Origin of the sequence: Hyphomicrobium sp. (genome assembly GCF_035548195.1) — a bacterium.
Classification (GTDB): domain Bacteria; phylum Pseudomonadota; class Alphaproteobacteria; order Rhizobiales; family Hyphomicrobiaceae; genus Hyphomicrobium_B.
In genome coordinates this window covers 95,657-117,788 of sequence record NZ_DASZTY010000013.1, presented here as the reverse complement: position 1 = coordinate 117,788, position 22,132 = coordinate 95,657, and the positions used below count along the sequence as shown (strand labels likewise).

20 protein-coding genes and 2 tRNA genes are annotated in these 22,132 nt (G+C 59.1%); 13 read left to right on the top strand and 9 right to left on the bottom strand.

Annotated features, from left to right (window positions below):
* The first annotated feature begins 152 nt into the window (after positions 1 to 152).
* Complete coding sequence (locus tag VHB22_RS03620; protein ID WP_325455588.1) at positions 153 to 1,109, top strand: patatin-like phospholipase family protein; 957 nt, start codon at positions 153 to 155, stop codon at positions 1,107 to 1,109.
* Positions 1,110 to 1,146: 37 nt separating this feature from the next.
* Here the strand turns inward: VHB22_RS03620 and VHB22_RS03615 are convergent, their stop codons facing one another.
* Complete coding sequence (locus VHB22_RS03615) at positions 1,147 to 1,386, bottom strand: hypothetical protein (protein WP_325455587.1); 240 nt, start codon at positions 1,384 to 1,386, stop codon at positions 1,147 to 1,149.
* Positions 1,387 to 1,580: 194 nt separating this feature from the next.
* Positions 1,581 to 3,377, bottom strand: coding sequence for a hypothetical protein (locus VHB22_RS03610; protein ID WP_325455586.1), 1,797 nt, complete (start codon positions 3,375 to 3,377; stop codon positions 1,581 to 1,583).
* Between the two features lie 210 nt (positions 3,378 to 3,587).
* Here VHB22_RS03610 and VHB22_RS03605 point away from each other — a divergent pair, with 210 nt between their 5' ends.
* Together VHB22_RS03605 and VHB22_RS03600 are read left to right on the top strand one after the other, a co-directional pair.
* Positions 3,588 to 4,808: a hypothetical protein gene (locus VHB22_RS03605; RefSeq protein WP_325455585.1), complete on the top strand. Its 1,221-nt coding sequence runs from the start codon at positions 3,588 to 3,590 to the stop codon at positions 4,806 to 4,808.
* A 339-nt stretch (positions 4,809 to 5,147) separates the two neighbouring features.
* A complete protein-coding gene (locus VHB22_RS03600; RefSeq protein ID WP_325455584.1) occupies positions 5,148 to 5,519 on the top strand; it encodes a hypothetical protein in 372 nt (123 codons plus the stop codon).
* A 114-nt stretch (positions 5,520 to 5,633) separates the two neighbouring features.
* Here VHB22_RS03600 and VHB22_RS03595 read toward each other — a convergent pair whose 3' ends face one another.
* The 3 genes from VHB22_RS03595 to VHB22_RS03585 all read right to left on the bottom strand — a co-directional run bounded on the left by VHB22_RS03595 (position 5,634) and on the right by VHB22_RS03585 (position 7,679).
* The gene (locus VHB22_RS03595; protein WP_325455583.1) at positions 5,634 to 6,821 is read right to left on the bottom strand and encodes a TonB family protein; all 1,188 of its coding nucleotides are present in this window, start codon (positions 6,819 to 6,821) and stop codon (positions 5,634 to 5,636) included.
* A gap of 248 nt (positions 6,822 to 7,069) precedes the next feature.
* A tRNA-Thr gene (locus VHB22_RS03590) sits at positions 7,070 to 7,144 on the bottom strand.
* Between the two features lie 247 nt (positions 7,145 to 7,391).
* A complete protein-coding gene (locus tag VHB22_RS03585) occupies positions 7,392 to 7,679 on the bottom strand; it encodes a hypothetical protein (RefSeq protein ID WP_325455582.1) in 288 nt (95 codons plus the stop codon).
* 425 nt (positions 7,680 to 8,104) lie between these two features.
* Between VHB22_RS03585 and VHB22_RS03580 the strand changes: the two genes are divergently transcribed.
* Together VHB22_RS03580 and VHB22_RS03575 are read left to right on the top strand one after the other, a co-directional pair.
* On the top strand, positions 8,105 to 8,443 hold the full coding sequence (locus VHB22_RS03580; RefSeq protein WP_325455581.1) for a hypothetical protein: 339 nt from the start codon (positions 8,105 to 8,107) through the stop codon (positions 8,441 to 8,443).
* Between the two features lie 181 nt (positions 8,444 to 8,624).
* Complete coding sequence (locus tag VHB22_RS03575; RefSeq protein WP_325455580.1) at positions 8,625 to 8,942, top strand: hypothetical protein; 318 nt, start codon at positions 8,625 to 8,627, stop codon at positions 8,940 to 8,942.
* A gap of 54 nt (positions 8,943 to 8,996) precedes the next feature.
* Here VHB22_RS03575 and rlmB read toward each other — a convergent pair whose 3' ends face one another.
* On the bottom strand, positions 8,997 to 9,692 hold the full coding sequence (gene rlmB, locus VHB22_RS03570) for a 23S rRNA (guanosine(2251)-2'-O)-methyltransferase RlmB (RefSeq protein ID WP_325455579.1): 696 nt from the start codon (positions 9,690 to 9,692) through the stop codon (positions 8,997 to 8,999).
* A 369-nt stretch (positions 9,693 to 10,061) separates the two neighbouring features.
* Between rlmB and VHB22_RS03565 the strand changes: the two genes are divergently transcribed.
* The 4 genes from VHB22_RS03565 (at position 10,062) to cimA (ending at position 13,299) form a co-directional block, all read left to right on the top strand.
* Positions 10,062 to 10,146: transfer RNA gene (locus VHB22_RS03565), tRNA-Tyr, on the top strand.
* Positions 10,147 to 10,370: 224 nt separating this feature from the next.
* A complete protein-coding gene (locus VHB22_RS03560; protein ID WP_325455578.1) occupies positions 10,371 to 11,012 on the top strand; it encodes a GTP cyclohydrolase II in 642 nt (213 codons plus the stop codon).
* Positions 11,013 to 11,167: 155 nt separating this feature from the next.
* Complete coding sequence (locus VHB22_RS03555) at positions 11,168 to 11,683, top strand: GNAT family N-acetyltransferase (RefSeq protein ID WP_325455577.1); 516 nt, start codon at positions 11,168 to 11,170, stop codon at positions 11,681 to 11,683.
* Positions 11,680 to 13,299: a citramalate synthase gene (gene cimA, locus VHB22_RS03550; protein ID WP_325455576.1), complete on the top strand. Its 1,620-nt coding sequence runs from the start codon at positions 11,680 to 11,682 to the stop codon at positions 13,297 to 13,299. The genes VHB22_RS03555 and cimA overlap by 4 nt, the downstream gene beginning before the upstream one ends.
* A gap of 30 nt (positions 13,300 to 13,329) precedes the next feature.
* Here the strand turns inward: cimA and VHB22_RS03545 are convergent, their stop codons facing one another.
* The 3 genes from VHB22_RS03545 to soxY form a co-directional block, all read right to left on the bottom strand.
* Entirely contained in the window at positions 13,330 to 13,569 is a 240-nt protein-coding gene (locus tag VHB22_RS03545) for a hypothetical protein (protein WP_325455575.1), read from the bottom strand.
* 93 nt (positions 13,570 to 13,662) lie between these two features.
* Positions 13,663 to 13,986, bottom strand: coding sequence for a thiosulfate oxidation carrier complex protein SoxZ (gene soxZ / locus VHB22_RS03540; protein WP_325455574.1), 324 nt, complete (start codon positions 13,984 to 13,986; stop codon positions 13,663 to 13,665).
* Positions 13,987 to 13,994: 8 nt separating this feature from the next.
* The gene (gene soxY, locus VHB22_RS03535; protein ID WP_325455573.1) at positions 13,995 to 14,483 is read right to left on the bottom strand and encodes a thiosulfate oxidation carrier protein SoxY; all 489 of its coding nucleotides are present in this window, start codon (positions 14,481 to 14,483) and stop codon (positions 13,995 to 13,997) included.
* Positions 14,484 to 14,651: 168 nt separating this feature from the next.
* Between soxY and VHB22_RS03530 the strand changes: the two genes are divergently transcribed.
* From VHB22_RS03530 to VHB22_RS03515, 4 genes are all read left to right on the top strand, one after another.
* Entirely contained in the window at positions 14,652 to 15,980 is a 1,329-nt protein-coding gene (locus tag VHB22_RS03530; RefSeq protein WP_325455572.1) for an NAD(P)/FAD-dependent oxidoreductase, read from the top strand.
* Between the two features lie 210 nt (positions 15,981 to 16,190).
* Positions 16,191 to 18,668 (top strand): acyl-CoA dehydrogenase, encoded by a 2,478-nt coding sequence (locus VHB22_RS03525; protein ID WP_325455571.1) that lies wholly within the window; start codon positions 16,191 to 16,193, stop codon positions 18,666 to 18,668.
* A 35-nt stretch (positions 18,669 to 18,703) separates the two neighbouring features.
* Positions 18,704 to 20,719, top strand: coding sequence for a 3-hydroxyacyl-CoA dehydrogenase NAD-binding domain-containing protein (locus VHB22_RS03520; protein WP_325455570.1), 2,016 nt, complete (start codon positions 18,704 to 18,706; stop codon positions 20,717 to 20,719).
* A 91-nt stretch (positions 20,720 to 20,810) separates the two neighbouring features.
* Positions 20,811 to 22,115, top strand: coding sequence for an acetyl-CoA C-acetyltransferase (locus tag VHB22_RS03515; protein ID WP_325455569.1), 1,305 nt, complete (start codon positions 20,811 to 20,813; stop codon positions 22,113 to 22,115).
* Positions 22,116 to 22,132 lie beyond the last annotated feature (17 nt).

Here is a 22,132-nt window from a genome sequence, read left to right as displayed (position 1 = left end):
AGCGCTTAGGTCCCGATGCCGACCCATAACCGGCCGTCAAGCAAACTGGATTTTTCCGGATGCATTTGCGAACCAAAATGCGAAGGTAGGCGTTATGACAGTGGGTCACTTCGAACCGCTCAACCTTCCATCGGATTTCAGAAATAAGGCAGATGTCAAAAGGCAAATTCGCATTGGCTCTTGGGGGTGGCGCCGCACGCGGTTGGGCGCACATCGGCGTACTGCGAGCATTGGAGGATGCCGGACTACCGCCCGATATCGTCGTCGGAACTTCGATAGGTGCGATCGTCGGCGGACACTTCGCCGGTGGCCGTCTCGATCGGCTTGAAGAATTTGCGCGCGAACTCACCAAGCGCCGCGTCTTCGGTTATTTGGACTTGAGCGTATCGGGATCCGGCCTCATCGCGGGACAGCGCCTCTTCGATCGTTTCGACGACCATCTGAACGGTCTCAAGATCGAAAATCTGCCGATGCGGTTCGCAGCCATCGCCACGGATTTATCGACCGGCCACGAAATCTGGCTGCGGCAGGGATGTGTCAATGATGCAGTCCGCGCCTCGTCGGCCATTCCCGGTATTGTGCGCCCCGTCCGCCTGAACGGTCGTTGGTTGGTGGACGGCTGTCTGGTCAACCCCATTCCGGTGTCGGTGTGTCGAGCGCTGGGCGCGCGAACGGTTGTTGCCGTCAATCTCACGAGCGAGTTCGGCCGCGGCGGCATCCTTGTCGATGACGCCATCGAGGACATCGCTGACGAGCCGGTGATCGAGCAGACCGCTCCGATTACGCGTTGGAACGGCCGGGGCGCACTGCAGCTTCTGCATCGTCAGCTATTCGGACATCAGAAGGAAACGGCTCCGGGGATCACCTCGGTGATCTTGAATTCGTTCAGCATCTTCCATGATCGCATCGCTCGGGCGCGCTTGATGGGAGATCCGCCGGACCTCTTGTTGTCGCCGGATCTGGCACACATTGGCGTTCTCGACTTCCATCGCGCCGAGGAGATGATTGCTGCCGGTCGAGCCGCTGTCGAGCCGCATATCCCAATTATCGAACGCTACTTGGGTGAATCGAAACCAACGGCGATGCAGTCACGCCTGTTTTCCGGGTGACGCTGTCTGAAGCTAATGGGCCTTGGGGCGGTGGGTGTCAGCCGTATGCTGGCCGATATCCGACGATGGCACCAACGCAGACAGCGCGGAGGTAAAGCGCCGTCACCCATTTGGGATCGAGATGCTGCATCTCGAGAACGTATTCTCGTCGCAGGATTTCCCGCGCGACGAGTTCGTCGGCAATCTGCTCGGTGCTTCTGAAGAGAAATGCGGACAATGGAGGTCTTGGTGTAAGGCCTGGCAAATGTCCCAACGTGTCTCTGGAGATCGTACTCATCACGGTGCCCCCGGGGAGAGCGCAGCGAGAGAGAGAACGTCCTCGCGCCGCCGCCAACACTAGCTTGGTGTCTTGCGCCCACAATCCGCAGGCCAAGTTTGGCTAGATCATGGCGAGGATATTGTTCTCATTCGCGCTAAAAACCACCCGGAGCGCGGCATTTGCATAAACGCAAAATGGAAAAACATATTTTACTACGCTTCCGCTGCGTTTCGCACCGGCGCATCGGCGCGCGCCGCGGTTGAATGATGAGGCTCGTTCAAGACCATCAGAAGTGGCGTCAGTCCTTCGGTATCGACCAGCTTGAAAATCTCGATGTCGTTGCGCGCGGGCTCACTCCATCCCGCGATTTGCAGAGCACGCTCGGCTTTCGAGAAGAGGCCGTGATTTCGCACGGCACGCTTTTCGACATAGGTTTTGAGCTCGTCACCGGTCAGACCTTGCTCTTCTGCCCACTTTTTTCGGATCTCGGTAAGATCGGTATCGCTTGCGAGTGACTCCTCCTTCTTGAGTTCCTTCAGCTCGTTATTCTGAAACAGCCACAAGCGTCCGCCCTTCGGCCATCGCACCAACTCAAGATCGCTCAACACGCCAGCGAGTTGGTTCACTGCCATACCCTTCGCCGCCTCGTCTTTGTTTTCCGGATCACAACTGTAGAGGTTCGGAATGACGAGATAGGACGCTTTGTTGTGATGCACGAAATGGCGGCGCACCCATTCGAGATCGGCGCCGGGCGCGCGGTTGATTGCCGTATCGATGGCTTCGCGGATCTGCCGGGTGAGCGCGCCGGACGGGCGGACGGAAGGCGGCTCCCGCGGCGGATTGATCAGCGCCATCGCCAGCAGTCCCATGTCGATGCCGATCGTCGCAAGGAGCGCGATGACATCGCGCCCCGTGATCGGTTCGCCTTCCTCGGTGTGACCGGCTGTCAGGACCTTGCCACCCGAGAGGACATATCGGAATGCGCTGGAAGTGTAGGCGCCGATGTTGCTCCAAAGATTTTTGACTGCGTTGGCGACGCCGGCAGGTCCTTCACTGAAGACCGCCTCACGCAGCTTCAATTCGGCCGGTTGATCGGCCTGATCGGCGGCCGCACGCAATCGTTCGGCGAGCGTCGGATCATAGCATGACGACCCGGATTTTCCGGGCCGAACGGAAACGGAATCAGCAAGCGCCCGCATCTCTGCGGCGGTAGAGCGTCCGAGTTGATTGCTCCGCGCCGCGATGTTGCGCGCAAGCCCACGGATTTCCGATGCTTTGCGTTCAAAATTGCGCTGTCGCTCTTCGATTGTCGCGCCGCTAAGACCTTCAGCTGCTTGCCGAAGTGATTGCACATCGGCTTGGACAGGTTCGAGCCACGACTTTGTCATGCTATCGCGAAGCGCGGTAACGGCATCACGTACGCTGCGCCGGGCATTATAGAGCGGGCCTTTACCGGCACCGGAAGGAACGCCGCAACTGCCGCCGCTCGTTTCCTCACGCGTCATCTGGCCGTCGGACCAGGTGACGACGTTGTCGAGTTGTCCGCGAACGGCATCGAGGCGAGCAGCGACCGCCGCGCTCGCATCGCGCGCATCTTCCTGCAATCCCGCGAGGCCGGTCCTGGTTGCTTCTGCGCCGGAGATCAGACTCCACCAGAAGCCGTACCCGAAGCCGATCGACCAGATCGCGAGAAAAATATAGAGCGGGAAAGTCACGAGGCGCTCGCGCAATCGCCGCTTGGCGCCGAACGTTTCGCGCAGTGTCAGCCACATCAGGAAGGTCAGCGCGATAACGACGGCAGCGACGAGAACGTCATTCGGGACAGAAATACCACTCCCGACCGGAGCCGCCGGCGTCGCCGATACGCCAACGATGAAATCGCGCATGCCGTGCCACGTGGCATAGCCCGATATGATCAGCAGCATGAAGGATGCGATGCCGATCAACGTATTGCGGCCGAATATATAGTCGATCACTCGGCCGATTTTGCTCGGCTGTCCGTCCGCCATGCTCAAGCTCCACGCGCAACCCGAGGCTAGAAATACCGGAATCAGGCGGGCAGGGGGGTGGCAGCTACGCAACAGTCGGCGAGCTAGTCGGGGCGTTTCACCCAATACGACATCACTTTTTGCCCGTTCGCTTCCAGCCCACTCAGTTCGCTCCCAGCCAAGAGCGTACTGCTCTGCCGTCTTAAGGTCGTTGGTCTATGGAGGTGAAAAATGCTCAAATCACGAAAGCAGGTAAGAAGGCTCGCCGCGGGCGGCGCGGCCGTTCTGGCCTTCGTCTTGATGAGCGGCGCGGCTGCGGCGCAACAATATTCCGACTTAAAGACCTACGGCCCGCTCACGCTTAGCGCGCAGGGAAGTTTCTTTGTCGGCGGAAGCACGCACGTTATCGACCCGAAATACATTTCGCCGTCTGCGTTCTCGGCGGATTCCGGGAATTCGATGATCAATCAGATGTACGTTCAGTATCAGATCCCCAAAAACACGATTGACGAATATCCGATCGTCTTCGTGCATGGCTGCTGCCTGACATCGAAGACGTGGGAAACGACGCCTGACGGTCGCATGGGATGGTACGAATATTTCACGCGCAAGGGTTTCAAGACTTATATGGGTGAGCAGGTCGGCCGTGGCCGATCGGGCTTCGACGCGCTCACGTATCAGAAAGTTTTGACGGGCGATCTGCCTGGCAGCAAGAATCCCGCAATTCTGATCGCAACCGACAAGTTTGCCTGGAACGTTTTCCGCTGGGGCGACTACGATACGAAGACGCCGTTCAAGGATGAGCGCTTCCCAATGCAAACCGTGGGCGTCGGCAAGAATGCAACGCTCGATTTCTATAAGCAGGTGATACCCGATCTGAATTCGACCTTGAGTGAGGCGGCGTCTCCGGATTGTGCCGACGGAAATTGTACGCCGTCGGATCCGAATGCGCCTTTCAACTCACCCGACAACATGGCGACGCTGGCGAACCAGCTCGGCGGAGCGATTTTGGTGGGACATTCGCAATCGAGCGGATTTCCGACCATGGCGGCATTGCGGCCGGGCTCAATGGGGGTTCGCGGCATCATCCAGCTTGAAACCGGATGCTTCGCCAATCTCACGCCTGCCAATATCAAAATCCTCAAGAACATCCCGATCCTGATCATGGTGGGCGATCACTTCACGACACCGCAGCCACCGGCCGCATGCGTGACGATGCAAAAACAGATCAAGGATGCGGGCGGCGACATGACGTTCGTTGCCCTTCCCGATATCGGCATCCACGGCAACAGCCACATGTTCATGCAGGACAACAACAACCTGCAGATCGCCGATATCCTTATCAGCTGGATCAAGAAACACGTGAAATACAAAAAACATGGACACGGGGGCCAAGATGGTCCCGGCCATGGGCACGGACATAACGATGGTGGACACGGAAACCACCACTGATGTGGAGAGGGCGTACTTCTAGCCGAAGTGCGCGAGAACTAAAAACTCCGCCGGTTCAATCCGGCGGAGGTATTTGAAAAATGATTTTCTAATCGTTCCTATTTTTTACTCGCGTCCTAATGCGCATCATAAATCATAGTCTCAACGAACGTGCGGCGGCCTGCCGGCGCCAGTCCTCGTCAAGATGGATCGCCGTTTCAGAAGAGGCGGCGATCCGCCATATGCTCAAAATGTTCTGCGCTAGACGGTCGCTTTCCATAGTCCTTCGGAATTTTTGAAGGAACAGCCTCAGTTTCTCGCCGTTCACCAAGCTGGGCCAACAGCTCAGAGGAATAGACGATGAAAAAATTGATTATTGCATCTGCGTTCGCGACGGTCGTCGGCATCGCGCCGGTATTTGCCGCATCGCCCGGCGGAGCCGGAAGCGTAGGCGGCGCTGGCAGCGTTGGAGCAGGCTCTAGCGCAAACACCCCCGGAAGCGCCGGCTACGGATCATCGACGACGAACCCTAATAACTTCAAGAGTAGCGGCAGCACGCGATACACGCCTACGGCGCCACCTGTTCCTGGCAGCGCGCAAGATCCTTACGGAAACTCATCGAGTGGCAGCAGCACGGGAATGAGCGGAGAGGGCACGAGTACAGGTACTATGAGTCCGGGAACAACGCCTGGGACATCAACTCCTCCCGTTGCGGGGGGAGGCGCACGCTAAATGGCCTCACGCAGAGGGCGGCCACCAGGCCGCTCTTTTGTATTGCGGCAAAGATATTCTCGGCACCATTCATCGCCTGCTCGTTCTTCTAAGGACGATGAAACGAATGCTGCGCTAGCGGATGATAAAGTTGAACGGCTGCGAGAAGACCATCGGCTTCAAGCTCACTGCCGCTGGAACGGCTGGAAAGGGAGCCGCGCGATCGATTGCAGCCAAGGCTGCTTCATCGAGCACGCGTGAGCCGGACGATGAGACGACCTGCTTCGAAAGCAGCGAACCGTCAGTCCCAATTGTAAACTTCAGGATCACGCGCCCGGTATGCTGCGAATGCGGATTGACTTTGGAGTGCTGTATCCGCGCGTTGATCTTACCAAGGTAAAGTCCGACGGCATGTGCATCGCCTCCGGTCTTCGCTTCGCCTGAACTTAATTCGCTCACGATGGCGACCTCTTCCGGCTGCGATATCGCTTCTTCGAGGTTAGGCTTCGGCTGTTCAGCAGTCTCGACATATGAAGGTTCGTTTGCTGCGGTGGCCTTCGGTTCCTTCAACTGGTCTGGTAACGGCAAGTCTGCCTTGGTGATCGCCGAATCGCTAAGTTGTTTCGGTGTCGACGCGGCGTCGGCCTCAGCAACTTTCGGTTCCTTAAGCTCGTCAGGCGGCGGCAAATCGGCCTTGGCAACAGCCTTGTCAGTGCTTTGGGTGGGCGCGGTGGGTACATCGGCGCTGGCGGCTTCCGGTTCTCCGATTTGTTTTGGAGCCGGCACCGCATCCGCATTGACTTCGTTGGGCTGCTGCAGGGCATCCGGCGGGGCCGGTTTGTCCGCCTGAACGACAGCCGGCTGCTGCACTGGATCGGGTGGCGGCTTGCGTGCCTGGCTGACCTCCTGCTCGATCGCGCTTGCCTCTGCGGTAACGACATCGGGGAGCTGCTCCGCCGGTAAAGCGGCCGGAGGTTTGAGGGAAGACTTCTGGGCAGGGATGGCAACGGCTTCGGGCATCTTCTTATCTTCAATGTTCCCGACGACGTTGCGAAGCTGTTCTGGTGGCGTAACGGATGGCGCTGCTGGGGGCGGCTTCTGCTGATCGAGCGGGACGACGTCGCGAGTCTCTATCGTTTGTACGTCATCGCCAAGATTGCTCACTTCGCTCATGACCATACCCTGAGGCGCCAGAACGATGTCAGGCCCCTTGCCAAGGTCGAGCACTTCCAATCTTTCGTTAGCCAGACTGGGCCAAATTGCGTAACCGATCAGCCCGTGCATCAGTGCCGACAATAGAATGGCTAAGGTTCGCACGAGCATGGGCTAAAGACTCTGGACTTTCACTCTCGTCACGACGTGTCCGATTTCGATTGAGCCCGGCTGCGTTTACCATTTGTCGCCCTGCTTATCGGCCTTGAGACTGAGGCTAACTCTGACGATTTCTTGTGACAAGGTTCAGCCCGACGGGGCTGAGCGTCTTTTGCTCTAAGACCGGAAAAAACGCCCGCACGATTGCTTAATGCCCGGGAGGCAATCCGGAATTTTTGCTGCGATTTTGCAAGTATTGCTGGTGCCGGCTGTAGGATTTGAACCTACGACCCCCTGATTACAAATCAGGTGCACTACCACTGTGCTAAGCCGGCTCTGCGACGTCCGATCTGACGCCGTGACGCGGAAGCTGTCTCGGTCGAGGCCGTTGCGCGAAACACCTCGCTTATCGGATTAGGCTTGTCAATGGCAGGCATTTATCCGGATTGAGCCACCGCAGGAAGCGAAGCGAAACGAAGCCCCCCGGTAGGTGGAAAAAGGGTCTGCGCTGACGTCCAGTCGGAAAAGAAAAGGAGCGGAGAACGAGCCTCCGCTCCCGGCGGTCACGCCAAATTCTGTCGCTTACGGGCACCACCAGATCGGACCGACGATAATGCATCCGCGGCGGCTCCAGTCACGGGGACGCTTGTTGTAGCGGTGCCAGTGCGCCGGGGCTTTATTATAGCGGCCGCCCGCTTTGTAATGCTGGCGCTTATGCCGGTATTTTTTCCTCTTGTAATCGGCCTTATGAACGACGGCCGATGACGTCGTTGCAACGGCCTGCGGCTTGGAAACTGTCATTGCCGAAGCGGATGACAGCGGCGCAGCTGCCGCCAGAACAGCGAAGAGTGCGGCGGTTCTAATGTTCAACGCAAATCTCCAATTGGTGTGGACGTTTAACGCTGCCGAAGTAAACCGAAGCCGGCTGCTTTGAAAGCTTTTTTGCCCCGGATCGGAGGGGGGTGATATCTGCCTGCACCGTGCTTGATGAGAGTATTAGCGGTCTGGCGACGTCGCGCAGGTGTTAGAGCGGAGAAATGTTTCGCGCCTCAGCAGACCGCTGTTGCTGTCGATCTAATCCAGCATGCGAGCGAAAGGTCTGAAGCCGCGACACGATAAAATGACCAGGTTTCAGCCGATTCTCGCCCGGACCGAGATGCTACGCTCAAGCCAAAAAAGGCGCTTCGAAGATGAACTTTCGTGGCGTTAAAGGGATCTTCAGTTAATCTAGCAACGATTCTGGAGCGCAGGCTGGCGCGTCGCGCCGCCTTGTCGTGACCTCTTGGGAGATTTCGATGCCCACGAAATTCTTGGCGGCGCTGGCCGCGATAACTGCGGCTCTCGGTATCAGCCAATCCGCTTCGGCTTTCGATGCCTTGCGCCGCCCGGATTTGCGCTACCACGAATTCGATCCATACAAGGCCGACGCGCTCGAACGGTACTACCATTACTATTACGATCCGCGGGGCTGGTACCCCTACTATAACTCGGGGGAATGGGGTCGTCCCGTGATCAATCGGTTTCGCGGTGAGCTTCCGCCCTACTATGCGTCTTGGGGATCGAATAATCGCCGCTACCATCACGTTGAGTGGCATCGCCGTCACTATGGCGGGCATCGCAAAGGCGACTGGTAAGGGCGTGCGGCCTTCCGCACCGGATCGCCGCATACATTGCCCGGTCATGCCCTATTCATCTGGCATATGAAAGACTTATGGCGACGACAAACCGAGGCGCGGTTGCCGAGGTTCTAGTCGAATCTGCCATTTCCCGCGCGGGTCGCACCTAGCCGCCCTGGCGCATGGAGGGAGGTCTTTGATGAATAAGGTCGTAAGTGGACTGATGATCGCAACGGTCGCTGGCGGCATGACGCTCGCATCAGCGGAAGCCCAAGCTTGGCGCGGTCGCGGTGTCGGTCTTGGCATTGCAGCCGGAATTATCGGTCTCGGCGTCGGAGCGGCGATCGCGAATGGCGGCTACGATGGTCCACGCTACTATTCGCGCTACGACGACGGCTGCTATCGCGGTCCGCGCGAATGCCATCGGACGCATCGGCGCTGCTTTGAAAACGAATACGGTGATATGGTCTGTCGCGGCGGCGGCGTTTTCTGCGAACGCCCCCTGATCTGTGACTGACGGTGCAACCAAACACGAATGCAGCCGGCAGCGATACAAGTGTGCCGGCTGTAGTCATCTTCGCCGGGCGAGCATCGCCGCATAGAGTGCGATCGCGGCAGCATTCGACACGTTGAGACTCGCAACCGGACCGTCGGTCGAAATCCGCACGAGCTTATCGCATGTCTTGCGCGTGAGGTCTCTCAGACCCTTGCCCTCAGATCCCATGACGAGCGCCGTCGGCCGCGACCAATCGAGCTCTTCAATTGCATGCTCGGCCTCTCCGGCGAGACCGACAATCGCAAAGCCGGCCGACTTCAACTCGTCGAGAGCGCGCGACAGGTTGGCGACGAGAGCAACGGGGATAAGTTCGAGCGCGCCCGATGCCGATTTGGCGAGAACACCATTGAGCGGCGGGCTGTGTCTGCGCGTCATGACGAGTCCGCTCGCGCCGAACACCGCCGACGACCGCAGGACGGCACCGACGTTATGCGGATCGGTAACATGATCGAGTACGATGAGAGGACGCCCGTCTGACGCGGCCGCGAGATGATGCCAGTCGGGCTCGGGCAGCGGCTCGGTTTCGAGCATCGCGCCCTGATGCACCGTGTCGGATCCCAACACGCGGTCGAGATCGCGCGGCGTCATCCGTTCGATTTTCACGCTGATCGGTCCAATGGCATCCTGAAGCCGCCGCTCGGCGTTTTCCGTCAGCACCAGCCGATGAATGAGCCGCGCCGGGTTTTTCAGGGCCGCTTCGACAGCGTGCAAGCCAAAGAGACGAACCGGCCCGTCCGCCTCGGCGAGTCCGGCGTTCGTCGTGCCTCGCTTTTGCGGTTTGGGCCAGCGCTTGGTCCCGGGACGGCCGCGGCCGAAACCTGAAACGGATTTTTTTTCGCGCCACGGTTTATGGGAAGGGTCTTTTGGCAGGACACGTCTCGCTATGGGCCAAGGCCAGGTTTTGTCCGCTCGAAGCGGGCGAAGAGCATGAAAAAGCTGCGCAAGTCCGCGCAGCCGCTCGACCTTGCAGCTTTTCCGATTGACAGGGAAGGCCCTCGTGAAGATAACCCCGACGAAGGCCCTGCCCTCGACCGGCAGGGCGCTTTCGTTTGGACGGCGGGCATTCGCCCGGTGTCCCGGGGAGAGGTGCCCGAGTGGCTAAAGGGGACGGACTGTAAATCCGTTGGCTTCGCCTACGCTGGTTCGAATCCAGCCCTCTCCACCACCACCCAAACAGAGGCGCCGCAAGTGCTTCGGCCGAAGTGCCGCGGCATTCTGAACATCTATTGTAAATGGCGAGCGGGGCCATTTAAGCTAACGACGCGTTTCTCAGCAGTCTTTGTCCGGGAACCTCGTGGCTCTGGGGCCATCAATGCTGTTTATCGCAAAACTTTGCCTTCCTGTCGTGAATGGGGCATAGCCCCAACGATCCCGGAGCAACGAGAACAAATGAAGTCGGGTGCCTTGACGTCCGTGAAGCTGCCAGCAGACTGGTCCGTTGAGACCATACTTCCGATCAACTATCAGGGGCGCGAGCTGATGCTCGAAGCCCACGCGTATCGGGGCGAAACGGACGAAGAGCAGCTTCTGGTACTGATCCATCGCGATCCGAAAGCCACGGCCGCGTCGGCTTCGGTGCCGGTCGTGCGCGTCCATTCCGGTTGCGTGACGGGCGACATTTTCCATTCGCTCCGCTGCGATTGCTATCAGCAACTCCAAGCGGCGCTGAAGATCATCACGGAGGCGCCCTACGGCATCATCGTTTACGTACCCTATCATGAGGGACGCGGGATCGGCCTGTTCAAGAAGATCCAGGCCTACGCGCTTCAGGATCAGGGCCTGGATACGGTCGAAGCGAACATTGAAGTCGGAGCGCCAATCGATAGCCGCGATTACGAACTGACCGCGCGGGTGCTTCGTGATCTCGGCATTTCCGAGATAAAGCTTCTGTCGAACAACCCTGCCAAGGAGCAGGCCCTGAAGGTGCATGGTATCCGCATCGTCGAGCGGTTGCCGATCGTTATCGTGCCGAACAAGTTCAATAAGCGCTATCTTGAGACGAAGCGGGCGCGCATGGCGCATAAGCTTTAGGCTTGTTATGAGCCACGGAACCCTGCCGAAGCCAGACCGCTCCACACGACATGCTGCGGGGGTTGCATCCTTCGGTCCTAGGCGATAGGCCGGGCGAACGATCCCCCTATTTCGGTCATGCCGATATTTTCGGCTGCTTCTATGAAACGCATCCAATGTCCGACGATTTTCCGCTCCGCCCGTTTCTCCCTGCTGACGCCATGGCGCTACGCGACCTCTTTGCTCAGAGCATCGAGGAATTGACAGCCGATGACTACGACGAGGACCAGCGCCTCGCCTGGGCCGCATCCGCGGAGGACGCTGCCGATTTTCGCGCCCGCCTTGGATCGATGCTGACGCTCGTCGTCAACCTCGACGGCGAATATCTCGGGTTTGGCTCCCTTAAGGACAATAAAACGATTGAGATGCTTTATGTGCATCCGGATTTCGCCGGGGAAGGCGTGGGGACAGCGATCGCCGACGCGCTTGAAAGGATTGCGCACGCGCGCGGAGCAGAGGCTATAACCGTCGACGCCAGTGATACCGCCGTGCCGTTCTTCGAACGCCGGGGCTATACCGCCATGCAACGTAACTCCGTTCCTCGTGACGACCAGTGGCTATCGAATACGACCATGGTAAAGCCGTTCAAAGCAAGTAATGCCAAGGCTTCGGCTCCGGCCAAACCGTCATGAGTAAAGAACGCCTCTATCTTTTCGATACGACGCTGCGCGATGGTGCGCAAACGACCGGCGTCGACTTTTCGATCGAAGACAAGCGCCGCCTGATGCGCGTACTCGACGACCTCGGCGTCGATTATATCGAAGGCGGGTTTCCGGGCGCGAACGCGACCGACACGGAGCTGTTCTCGTCGCGGCCCGAGCTGAAATCTGCGCGCTTCACTGCATTCGGTATGACGAAACGTGCGGGGCGCTCGATTTCGAATGATCCAGGACTGCAAGCGACGCTGCAATCGTCAGCGGACAGCATCTGCCTTGTCGCCAAATCGTCCGACTATCAGGTGCGGGTGGCGCTCGGCATTTCGAAAGAAGAAAATCTCGAAGCCATTGAGCAATCCGTTCGCGCCGTCGTCGAGACGCAGCGCGAAGCGATGATCGATTGCGAACATTTTTTCGACGGCTACAAATGCAATAGAAACTACGCCCTCGCCGTAGCCAAGACCGCATTCAATGCAGGGGCGCGCTGGGTAGTGCTCTGCGATACGAATGGCGGAACGCTCCCGCACGAGATCGAGCGGATCGTTGCCGACGTCAGAAGGCATGTGCCGGGCGACCATCTTGGTATCCATACGCACAATGACACCGAAAATGCCGTGGCCAACACGCTGATGGCGGTGCGCGCGGGCTGCCGACAGATTCAAGGAACGCTGAACGGGTTGGGCGAGCGATGCGGCAACGCCAATCTCACATCGATCATTCCGACGTTACTGTTGAAAAGCGAGTTCGCCGACGCGTTCACGACCAGCGTTACACCGGAAAAGCTGCGGACGCTGACCCACGCGAGCCGCGTTCTCGATGAAGTCTTGAATGAGGCGCCGGATCGCCACGCTCCCTATGTTGGAGAAAGCGCGTTTGCGACCAAGGCAGGCATTCACGCCTCCGCGCTGGTCAAGGCGCCGGAAACCTACGAGCACGTGCCACCCGAAAGCGTCGGCAACGAACGGCGTATTCTGGTGTCAAAGCAGGGTGGCCGCTCGTCGTTGACCGTCGCTCTTGAACGGTTGGGCTTACCCTTCCAGAAGGAAGACGCCAGCGTCCAGGCTTTGCTCGACGAAGTCAAGGCGCGCGAGGATCAGGGCTACTCCTATGAGTCCGCCGAAGCGTCGTTCGAGCTTCTCGCGCGACGGGCGCTGGCGAGCGTGCCGCGTTTTTTCTCCGTCGACTCGTTTCGCGTGACCGTAGAACGCCAGCGGGCGATGAATGGAAACGGCACACGCTCGCAAGCCGTCGTCACAGTCTCGATCGCGGGGGAAGATGAGCCTCTTGTCTCCGTCGGTGAGGGCAATGGCCCGGTGAACGCGCTGGATAAGGCTTTGCGAAGCGATCTTGGGCGCTACCAGAAGCACATCGAGAACATGGAGCTTGTTGACTATAAGGTTCGGATTCTCACGCAGACGCATGACGGCGGTACCGATGCCGTGACGCGCGTGTTGGTCGAAAGCCACGACACTGAAACCGGGGACCGCTGGACGACGGTTGGCGTCTCTCCGAACATCATCGACGCAAGCTTCGAAGCCCTGCTCGATAGCATCAATTACAAGCTGCTGAGAGACAACGCGCGCGTTGACTGAACTTGGCCGGGCTCTGCCGCCCTTGGGAGCCTACATCCAGCTCTTGCCGTCTTCGGCCTGGCATCCGTAGGGCGGAAGCGACTTCGGAAAGTTTGCGTGGAGTTTATCGCATCCCCATTTGCGGACCGGTGCCGGCATCGCGCTGTTCAACTCAATGCCGACCTCGTCATAGGGGCTCGTTTTATTGTTCACGTATCTGTACCAGCGCTGGCCGAAGAAAATAACTCCGGCGATGATGATGATCAGAATGGTGCGCGCAACTCTATGCATGCGAATGTCCCAAAACCCGCGTCCGGCGCGTGAAAGCGCTGTATCGAGCTAAATTATTCGGATTCGGACCGGCGGAGCAAAGTCCGCCAATCCTTAGGAAACGTTCAGCGGCGCCGTAGCGACAGTTGTCGTGCCGTCATCGTCGGTCCACGCGAATTCAAAGACGCCGGGGCCTGGGACGCGCATCTTGAACGAGAGATACGGATTCGCCGAGATGCCAGGACCGAACTCGGCGCGAAAGACCTCTTGATCTCCGTATTTCGCAACGAAGGTGTTTATGATGTCGCGCGGTATGAGCTTGCCGTATTTGTCGTGGCGATTGCCCGTTTCCATGACGTGCGTGATCAACGTCTTGACCTCGATCACGTCGCCGATCTTGGCGTTTGCAGGAAGCCGGTAGCGTGGACGCGCAGCCATATTGCCTCTCAGTCTCCGCAGCCGCCGATTGTGACTTTGACCAAAGTCGTCGACATCAGAATCTGGCCTGTCGAAAGCTCGGCAAGGACAATGACATCTTGCGTCTTCGCGAGCCGCATGCGGCTTTGAATGCGGGCCACTGCATTGATCGGCGACAAATGGAATGTCGCGACCCGGGCGTGCGGGTTGGCCGTCGAAAGAAGATGAATGGTTTTGACATGATCCGCTTCGGACATCGGACTATCGACTTGGACCGTGATCGGCACGAAGTTCCCGTTCTCCGCAAGCTCGGGAAGATCGACCGTCACTTTGTCCTCGACTGGCGTCACGCCGCGCAAAACCTGCGCAAATGCATCCGCGAATTTCTTGCTCCGTTCGAGTTTCGCGGGCTCGCCGTTAGCGCTTCGGCCGACAAGGGGCATCAGCGCAGCCATTGCCGCCGCCGAAGCCAAAAACGATCGGCGATCGAGGATCAAAATTTTTGTGCGCAGCCGCATTATCTTCGGTGAAGGCGGTTGATGTTGCAATGCTATATAGGCGGCTGCATTACCGAAAATCCAGTTACAAGAGCCTACAAATCCTGCCAAATTGCCCGCTGCGTGCCGTAGTTTCGTGAATGGACGTCGTCAGAAACAGGCGACAACGTGAAATGAAAGGTTCGAAGGATGTCGCAGATCACGCGCCGCGAATTTGCTCTTCTGGCGGCGGGGGTCGTCGCAGCAGCTTCCGAGCTACCGCGGCCGGCGCTTGCAGCTGGTTCGGCGAAGGTCGTCATCATCGGCGGCGGCCCTGGCGGCGCGACGGTTGCCAATCGTCTCAAGTCAGCCGATCCGAACCTTTCCGTTACTCTTATCGAGCCGAAGGAAAAATACACAACCTGCTTCTATTCGAACCTATATCTCGGCGGATTTCGTTCGTTCCAATCGATCACCTTCGATTATGAGGGCGTCAAGAAGCGCGGGATCGATGTCGTGTCCGATACCGCGACGGCGATCGACACGACGGCAAAGACCGTTACGTTGGCGCATGGGTCGGCACCGCTCAGTTACGATAGGCTCGTCGTCGCGCCCGGCATCGATCTCAAATACGACAGCATCGCCGGCTATTCGCCCGAAGCCGCGAAGGTGATGCCGCACGCCTGGCAAGGCGGTCCGCAAACGTGGATCCTGAAAGAAAAGTTGCTCGCGCTTCCGGATGGCGGGTTGGTGGTAATGGCAGTGCCGCCCAATCCCTACCGCTGTCCGCCCGGTCCCTACGAGCGTGCATGCATGATCGCGCATTTCCTGAAAACGAAGAAGCCTCGCGCCAAGCTCATTCTTTTCGACGCCAAGCCGACGTTCTCGAAGCAGGCGGTGTTCGAGGAGGCGTTCAACGAATATTACAAAGACATCATCGAAATCAATCTGACGAACGAGATCGACGACTTTGCGGTTGTCAAAGTCAATGCGCAGACGGGCGAGGTCACGACGAAATCGGGACGGACCGAACGCGCAGCGCTCGCCAACATCATCCCTGCGCAGAAAGCCGGAGCGATCGCCGCGAAGGCTGGATTGACCGAAGGCGACTGGTGTCCGGTCGATCCTCAGAATTTCACCTCGACGAAAGTAAAGGGCATCTATGTGCTCGGCGACGCGGCGATCGCGTCCGAAATGCCGAAGTCGGCCTTCTCGGCCATGAGCCAAGGCGGAGTCGTCGCCGACGACATCATTGCAGATCTTTCCGGAAAGCCGCGGCCGCCCGGCAAGTATCGCAACACGTGCTGGTCGATGCTCGCCCCCGACAACAGCGCCAAGATCGGCGGCGACTACACTCCGGGCGTGAAAGACGGCAAAGGGTATCTGGCGGTTAAGGAACCGTTCATATCGAAGCCCGACGACAGTCCCGAGCTTCGCAAACAGGTCAATCGCGAGAGCCGGGATTGGTATCGATCGGCTGTTGCGGATCTTTTCGGAGAAGAACCGCAAATGGCGAGCCCTGGCATCCAAGCTCCTTAACGATTTTCGCTCAACCTCATCCCGGTCATGGCTGAACGCTGACTTTGCATCGGCAACGTTAGCGGCTGCCGCACAAACGTGGTTAAATGAGCTTTGGCCGCGTTGGATGATGCAGCGATGGGCGGGCGCCGTTGAGATGACGTATACGTCAACCTATGTTAGTCGGACGCTGATCGGGGTCGTCAGCGGCTCGCGTAAGGAGGCTCGGATATGGCAGCCGTAGTTCTTCTGCTTTTGGCGCTGGGCGGCTTTCTTGCGCTCGGCATGCTGAGGGCACCCCTTTGGGGTTGGGCGGCCGCTGTGGGCGTTTTTACGCTGCTGGCGACACATGGAAGCTTTGGCCTGTGGACGTGGATTGCGTGGCTGCCTTTTCTGGCGCTGGCGGTGCTGTCGATCCCCTCTGTTCGCCGAAGCCTGATCATTGCGCCGGTCTTCGCTCAGATCCGCAAGATCCTTCCCAAGGTGTCCGATACCGAGGCGCAGGCGCTCGAAGCCGGAACCGTCGGCTTCGACGCCGAACTCTTCTCCGGGACGCCCGACTGGAACAAGCTCCAGGCCATTCCGCCGATCGAACTTTCCCAAGAAGAACGGGCGTTCCTCGACGGCCCCACGGAAGAGCTGTGCCGGATGATCCGCGACTGGCAGGTGCGCCATACACTACGCGAGGTCCCTGACGAGATCTGGGACTTCGTCAAGAAGTATGGCTTCCTCGGGATGTTGATCTCGAAGGAGCATGGCGGGCTTGGGTTCTCGGCGCAGGCGCAATCGCTGATCCTCGGCAAGATCGCGTCGCGGTCACCAGACGTGGTGACGATCGTCATGGTGCCGAATTCGCTCGGGCCGGGCGAGTTGATCGAAAAATACGGAACGCAAGAGCAGAAGCATTATTATCTGCCGCGGCTCGCCAAGGGTGAGGAAGTTCCGTGCTTCTCACTCACCGGACCCACATCGGGCTCCGACGCAGCCACCATGCGCGACATCGGCTACGTGACGAAGGGCACTTATCAGGGCAAGGACACGCTGGGCATCCGCCTTTCCTGGGAGAAGCGCTACATCACGCTCGGGCCGAAGGCGACGCTCGTCGGCTTGGCGTTCCATCTGTTCGACAAGGACAACCTGCTGGGCAAGGGCGAGGATGTCGGCATCACGCTGGCGCTGATCCCGGCCAATCATCCCGGCGTCAACATCGGGCGCCGCCATTTGCCGTCTGGCGCCGCTTTTCCGAACGGACCCAACTGGGGCAACGATGTCTTTATCCCGATCGACTGGGTGATCGGCGGCGAAGCGATGGCCGGAAATGGCTGGCGCATGTTGATGGAATGCCTGTCAGCCGGGCGCGCGATCTCGCTGCCGTCGTCGGCCACGGCGGGTGCCAAGATGATGCTGCGCGTGACGTCAGCTTATGCACGCATCCGCAAACAATTCGGCCTGCCGGTTTCGCGGATGGAAGGCGTCGAAGAGCCGCTCGTGCGCATCGTCGAGACGGCTTACGTCAACGAGGCCGCGCGCGCGATGACCGCCGCAATGGTGTCTCGTGGCGAGAAACCGTCGGTCATCTCCGCGCTGATGAAATACCAGACCACCGAGAAGATGCGCCGTGCCGTAAATGACGCCATGGACATTCACGGCGGCCGTGGCATCTGCGACGGTCCATCGAATTACCTGCAGTCGGCATATCAAATGGTGCCAGTCGGGATCACGGTCGAAGGCGCCAATATCCTGACGCGCACACTGATTACGTTTGCACAGGGTGCGCTGCGCTCGCATCCCTACCTCTACAAGGAAGTGCAGGCGGCACAGAATCCGGACCGCGAGCGCGGGCTCGATGCCTTCGAGAACGCCTTCAACAATCACATCGCTTTTTCGCTCTCGAACGCGACGGGCGGGTTTGTCCATAATCTGACCGGAGGAGCATTTGTCTCTGCACCCAATGGTGCATTGCGTATGTCGCATTGGTATCGCCAGCTCGGGCGCGCCAGCCGGTCTTATGCATTCGTCGCCGACCTCACCGTGGGGCTACTCGGCGGTGGTCTTAAAACCAAGCAAAAAATTACCGGCCGGATGGCCGACGCGCTTTCCGAGCTTTACATGCTCTCAGCCACCTTGAAGCGTTACGATGATGACGGGCGCCCGGCGGGCGACGAGCACATCGTCGAGCTTGCTGCGATGAATGCGCTCTATCGTTTCCAGGAGGCGATTGGCGGTGCGATAGACAATTTCCCTGTGCGTTGGGCGCGCCCGCTGATGCGTGTCGTCGTGTTCCCGCTTGGCCGGCGGTTCAAACCGGCGTCCGATAAGCTTGCGCATAACGTCGCCAGGCATGCGCTGCAACCGGGCGAAGTACGGGATCGGCTGACGCGGGACATTTTTGTTTCCAAGGACGTCAACGATCCGACCGGCATCCTGGAGGTGACGCTCGAAAAGGTGATCGCCGCCGAGCCCGCCGAGAAAAAACTCGAAAAGGCCATTCGCGAGGGCCTAGTTCGCCGCTATCACGGCATCGACTGGTTTGCTGAGGCTGAAGCAAAGGGCGCCATTACCGCTTCGGAAGCCGAGCAGCTTCGCGAGGTCGAGCAGCTCGTTGCGCGGGTGATCGCTGTCGATCACTTCGATCCGGCGGAATTACAACCCCATTACGCGACGCTTGGTCATAACGTTCGGGGTGGCGAACCGCTGGCCGCCGAATGAGGGCGGCATATTTCAGTTTGTTTGAGGTGTGAGCGATGAGTGAGGCGACGGCGCAAGCGAGTGTCCCCAAATTGAAGGACTGGCGCTTTTCGATCGACGGCGAAGGCATAGCCTGGGCGACTTTCGACCGCGAGGGGGAAAGTGCGAACGCGCTCGGCCGCAGGCCCATCGAAGAACTCGACGCAATCATCGAGCGCGTTGAGGCAGAGGCGCGTGCGAAGACCATCCGGGGCCTCGTCATCATGTCGGGTAAGGAGCGCGGCTTTATCGTCGGTGCCGACATTCGCGAATTCGAGACATTTCAAAGCGAACAGGACGTTATTGCCGCGCTGAAGCCGGTCAACGGCTTGCTGGACCGCATCGAAAAACTGCCGGTCCCTGTCGTAGCGGCAATTCACGGCGTTTGCGTCGGAGGCGGACTGGAATTGATCCTAGCCTGCCATTACCGGATCGCGACGCGCGATGAGTCAACGCGCATCGGCTTCCCGGAGGTCAAGCTCGGTATTTTCCCCGGCTTCAACGGCACGGCGCGGTCGATCAAGCAAGTCGGGCCGATGGCCGCGATGCAGGCCATGCTGACGGGCGGTATGATCCGCGCGACGGTTGCGAAAGCGCAAGGCTTCATCGACCAACTCGTCGGAAGCCCTGGCGAACTCCACTGGGCGGCCCGGAAAGCCGTGCTGCAAAACCGCCGTTCGAAGTCGGCGGGCATCGCAAAGATGCTGCTGACGAAGTGGCCCGCACGCGGATTGCTCGCAGCCAAAATGCGTCAGGAGACGGCGAAGAAGGTTCGCGAAGATCATTATCCGGCACCGTTCCGCTTGATCGATCTTTTCGAAAAAGATGGCGGCGACCTCGATGCGATGAAGAAAGCCGAGACGAAAGCTTTCGCGCCGCTGATGATGTCGGAGACTGCACGCAATCTAAGGCGCGTATTCCGTTTGACGGAGTTGTTAAAAGGCCAGGCGCCGAAGGGTTTCAAATGGCGCCCGAGCCGCGTGCACGTCATTGGCGCGGGTACGATGGGTGCCGATATCGCGGGCGTGTGCGTCGCGTCCGGCATGGAGGTGACGCTGCAGGATATTTCCCCCGAGCAGCTTGAAAAAGGCATCAAGGCGCAAGGCAAGCTCTTCGCGCGGAAGTTCAAAACGAAAGCGACGCGCGATGCCGCGAAGGCGCGTCTCATTGCCGATCCCACCGGAAAGGGCGTTGCGCGCGCAGACGTCGTGATCGAGGCGATCGTCGAACGTCTCGACATCAAGCAGAAGCTGTTCGCCGACCTCGAAGCAAAGATAAAGCCGGGCGCCGTTTTGGCGACGAATACGTCGTCTCTAAAGCTCGAAGATATTTCGGCGCCAATGAAGGATCCGGGCCGCTTGATCGGCCTGCACTTCTTCTCGCCGGTGCCGCAGATGCCGTTGGTCGAGGTCGTACGCGGGGCTCAAACGCACGACGATGACGTGAAGAAAGGAGCTGTGTTCGTCACGTCGATCGACAAGTTTCCACTGATCACAAAGGACGTGCCGGGATTCCTCGTCAACAAGGTGCTGACGCCCTACATGTTCGCGGCGATGAAGCGTCTCGAAGAAGGCGAGGACAAAGAGAAGATCGACGAGGCCGTGCGCACGTTCGGGATGCCGATGGGACCGATCGAGCTTGCCGATAACGTCGGGCTTGATATCTGTGCTCACGTCGCCAAAATACTCGGTCATTCGAGCGAAGGCTCGCGCCTCGATAGGCTTGTCGCATCAGGACGGCTGGGAAAGAAGACGGGCGAGGGTTTTTACGTTTGGAAGGACGGCAAGCCGGTCAAATCCGACGCAAAGTTCTCGAAGGCCGAGCTTGAACGGCTGGGCCGCGAACTCGTCGAGCCGATGATTGTCGAAGCGCAGAAGACGCTCGATGAAGGCGTCGTCGAAAGCGCCGATCTCGTCGATGCGGGCATGATTTTCGGCACCGGGTTCGCGCCGTTCCGTGGCGGTCCGTTGCATTATAAGAAAACGCATCCGGAAACCATACCCGCATCCGCGACGCGTGCGGCAGCGGAATAGGGAATGTCTCATCGCTCCCCCCTTAGGGGAGCGGACTTCTGTTAGTGCAGCGCCATACACAAACGCGGACAATGAATAAGAGGACTGGTAGATGACACGAGAACTTCGGCGCGTGGCGGTGGTTGGCGGCGTGCGCATCCCGTTTTGCCGATCCAACACATTTTACGCCGATCTCTCGAACCTCGACATGATGGCGGCGTCGCTGAATGGGTTGGTCGATCGTTTCGGTCTCAAAGGCCAGCATATCGACGAGGTGGTCGGCGGCGCGGTCGTGACCCACTCGAAGGATTTCAACCTGGCACGTGAAGCGGTGCTCTCTTCGAAGCTCGCACCCTCGACACCTGGCGTGACGCTCATCCAGGCGTGCGGCACCTCGCTGCAATCGGCGCTGATGTCGGCGGGAAAAATCGCAACCGGCGAGATCGAGAGCGCCATTTCCATCGGTTCGGATACGACGTCGGATGCGCCGATCGTTTTCTCGAAGAAATTTTCCAAACGCCTCGTGCAGGTTGGGCAGAGCAAAGCGCCGCTCGACAAGTTGAAAGCCTTCAAGGGGCTTTCACCGATGGAGCTTGCGCCGCAGCCGCCGACCGTCGCAGAGCCGCGCACTGGTCTATCGATGGGTCAGCATTGTGAATTGATGGCGCAGGAATGGCACATCCCGCGCACGGACCAAGACCAGCTCGCCTATGAAAGCCACAAGAAGGGCGCGGCCGCGTATGATGAAGGCTATATGGACGATCTGATCGTTCCGTGCGCCGGCGTTTATCGCGACAACAATCTCCGCCCCGACATCACGCTCGAAAAACTCGCCTCTTTGAAGCCTGCGTTCGAGAAATCCGAGCGCGGAACGTTGACGGCCGGAAATTCGACGCCACTGACCGACGGTGCATCAACGGTGTTGTTGGCTTCGGAAGATTGGGCAAAGGCACACAATCTGCCGGTGCTCGCGTATCTGACGTACGGGCAGCACATCGGAAACAATTTCGTCGGCGGCGACGGTCTGCTGATGGCGCCGACAATTGCGGTTTCGAAGATGCTCGACCGCGCCGGTCTGACGCTGCAAGACTTCGATTTCTACGAGATTCACGAGGCATTCGCGGCTCAGGTGCTGTGCACGCTGAAAGCGTGGGAAGACGTGGACTATTGCAAGGCAAAGCTTGGCAAGGACGCGCCGCTCGGTTCGATCGATCGGAGCAAGCTCAACGTCAAGGGCTCGTCTCTGGCTTTCGGGCATCCGTTCGCGGCCACTGGCGCGCGCATTGTCGCCAATCTGGCTAAGCTCCTCTCGATCAAAGGCGGGCGCGGGCTGATCTCGGTCTGCACGGCGGGCGGCATGGGCGTCGCAGCCATCATGGAAGCGCCGACGTCCATCGAAGCGCGCGCTGCGGCGTGACACCGCGACCCCGCACG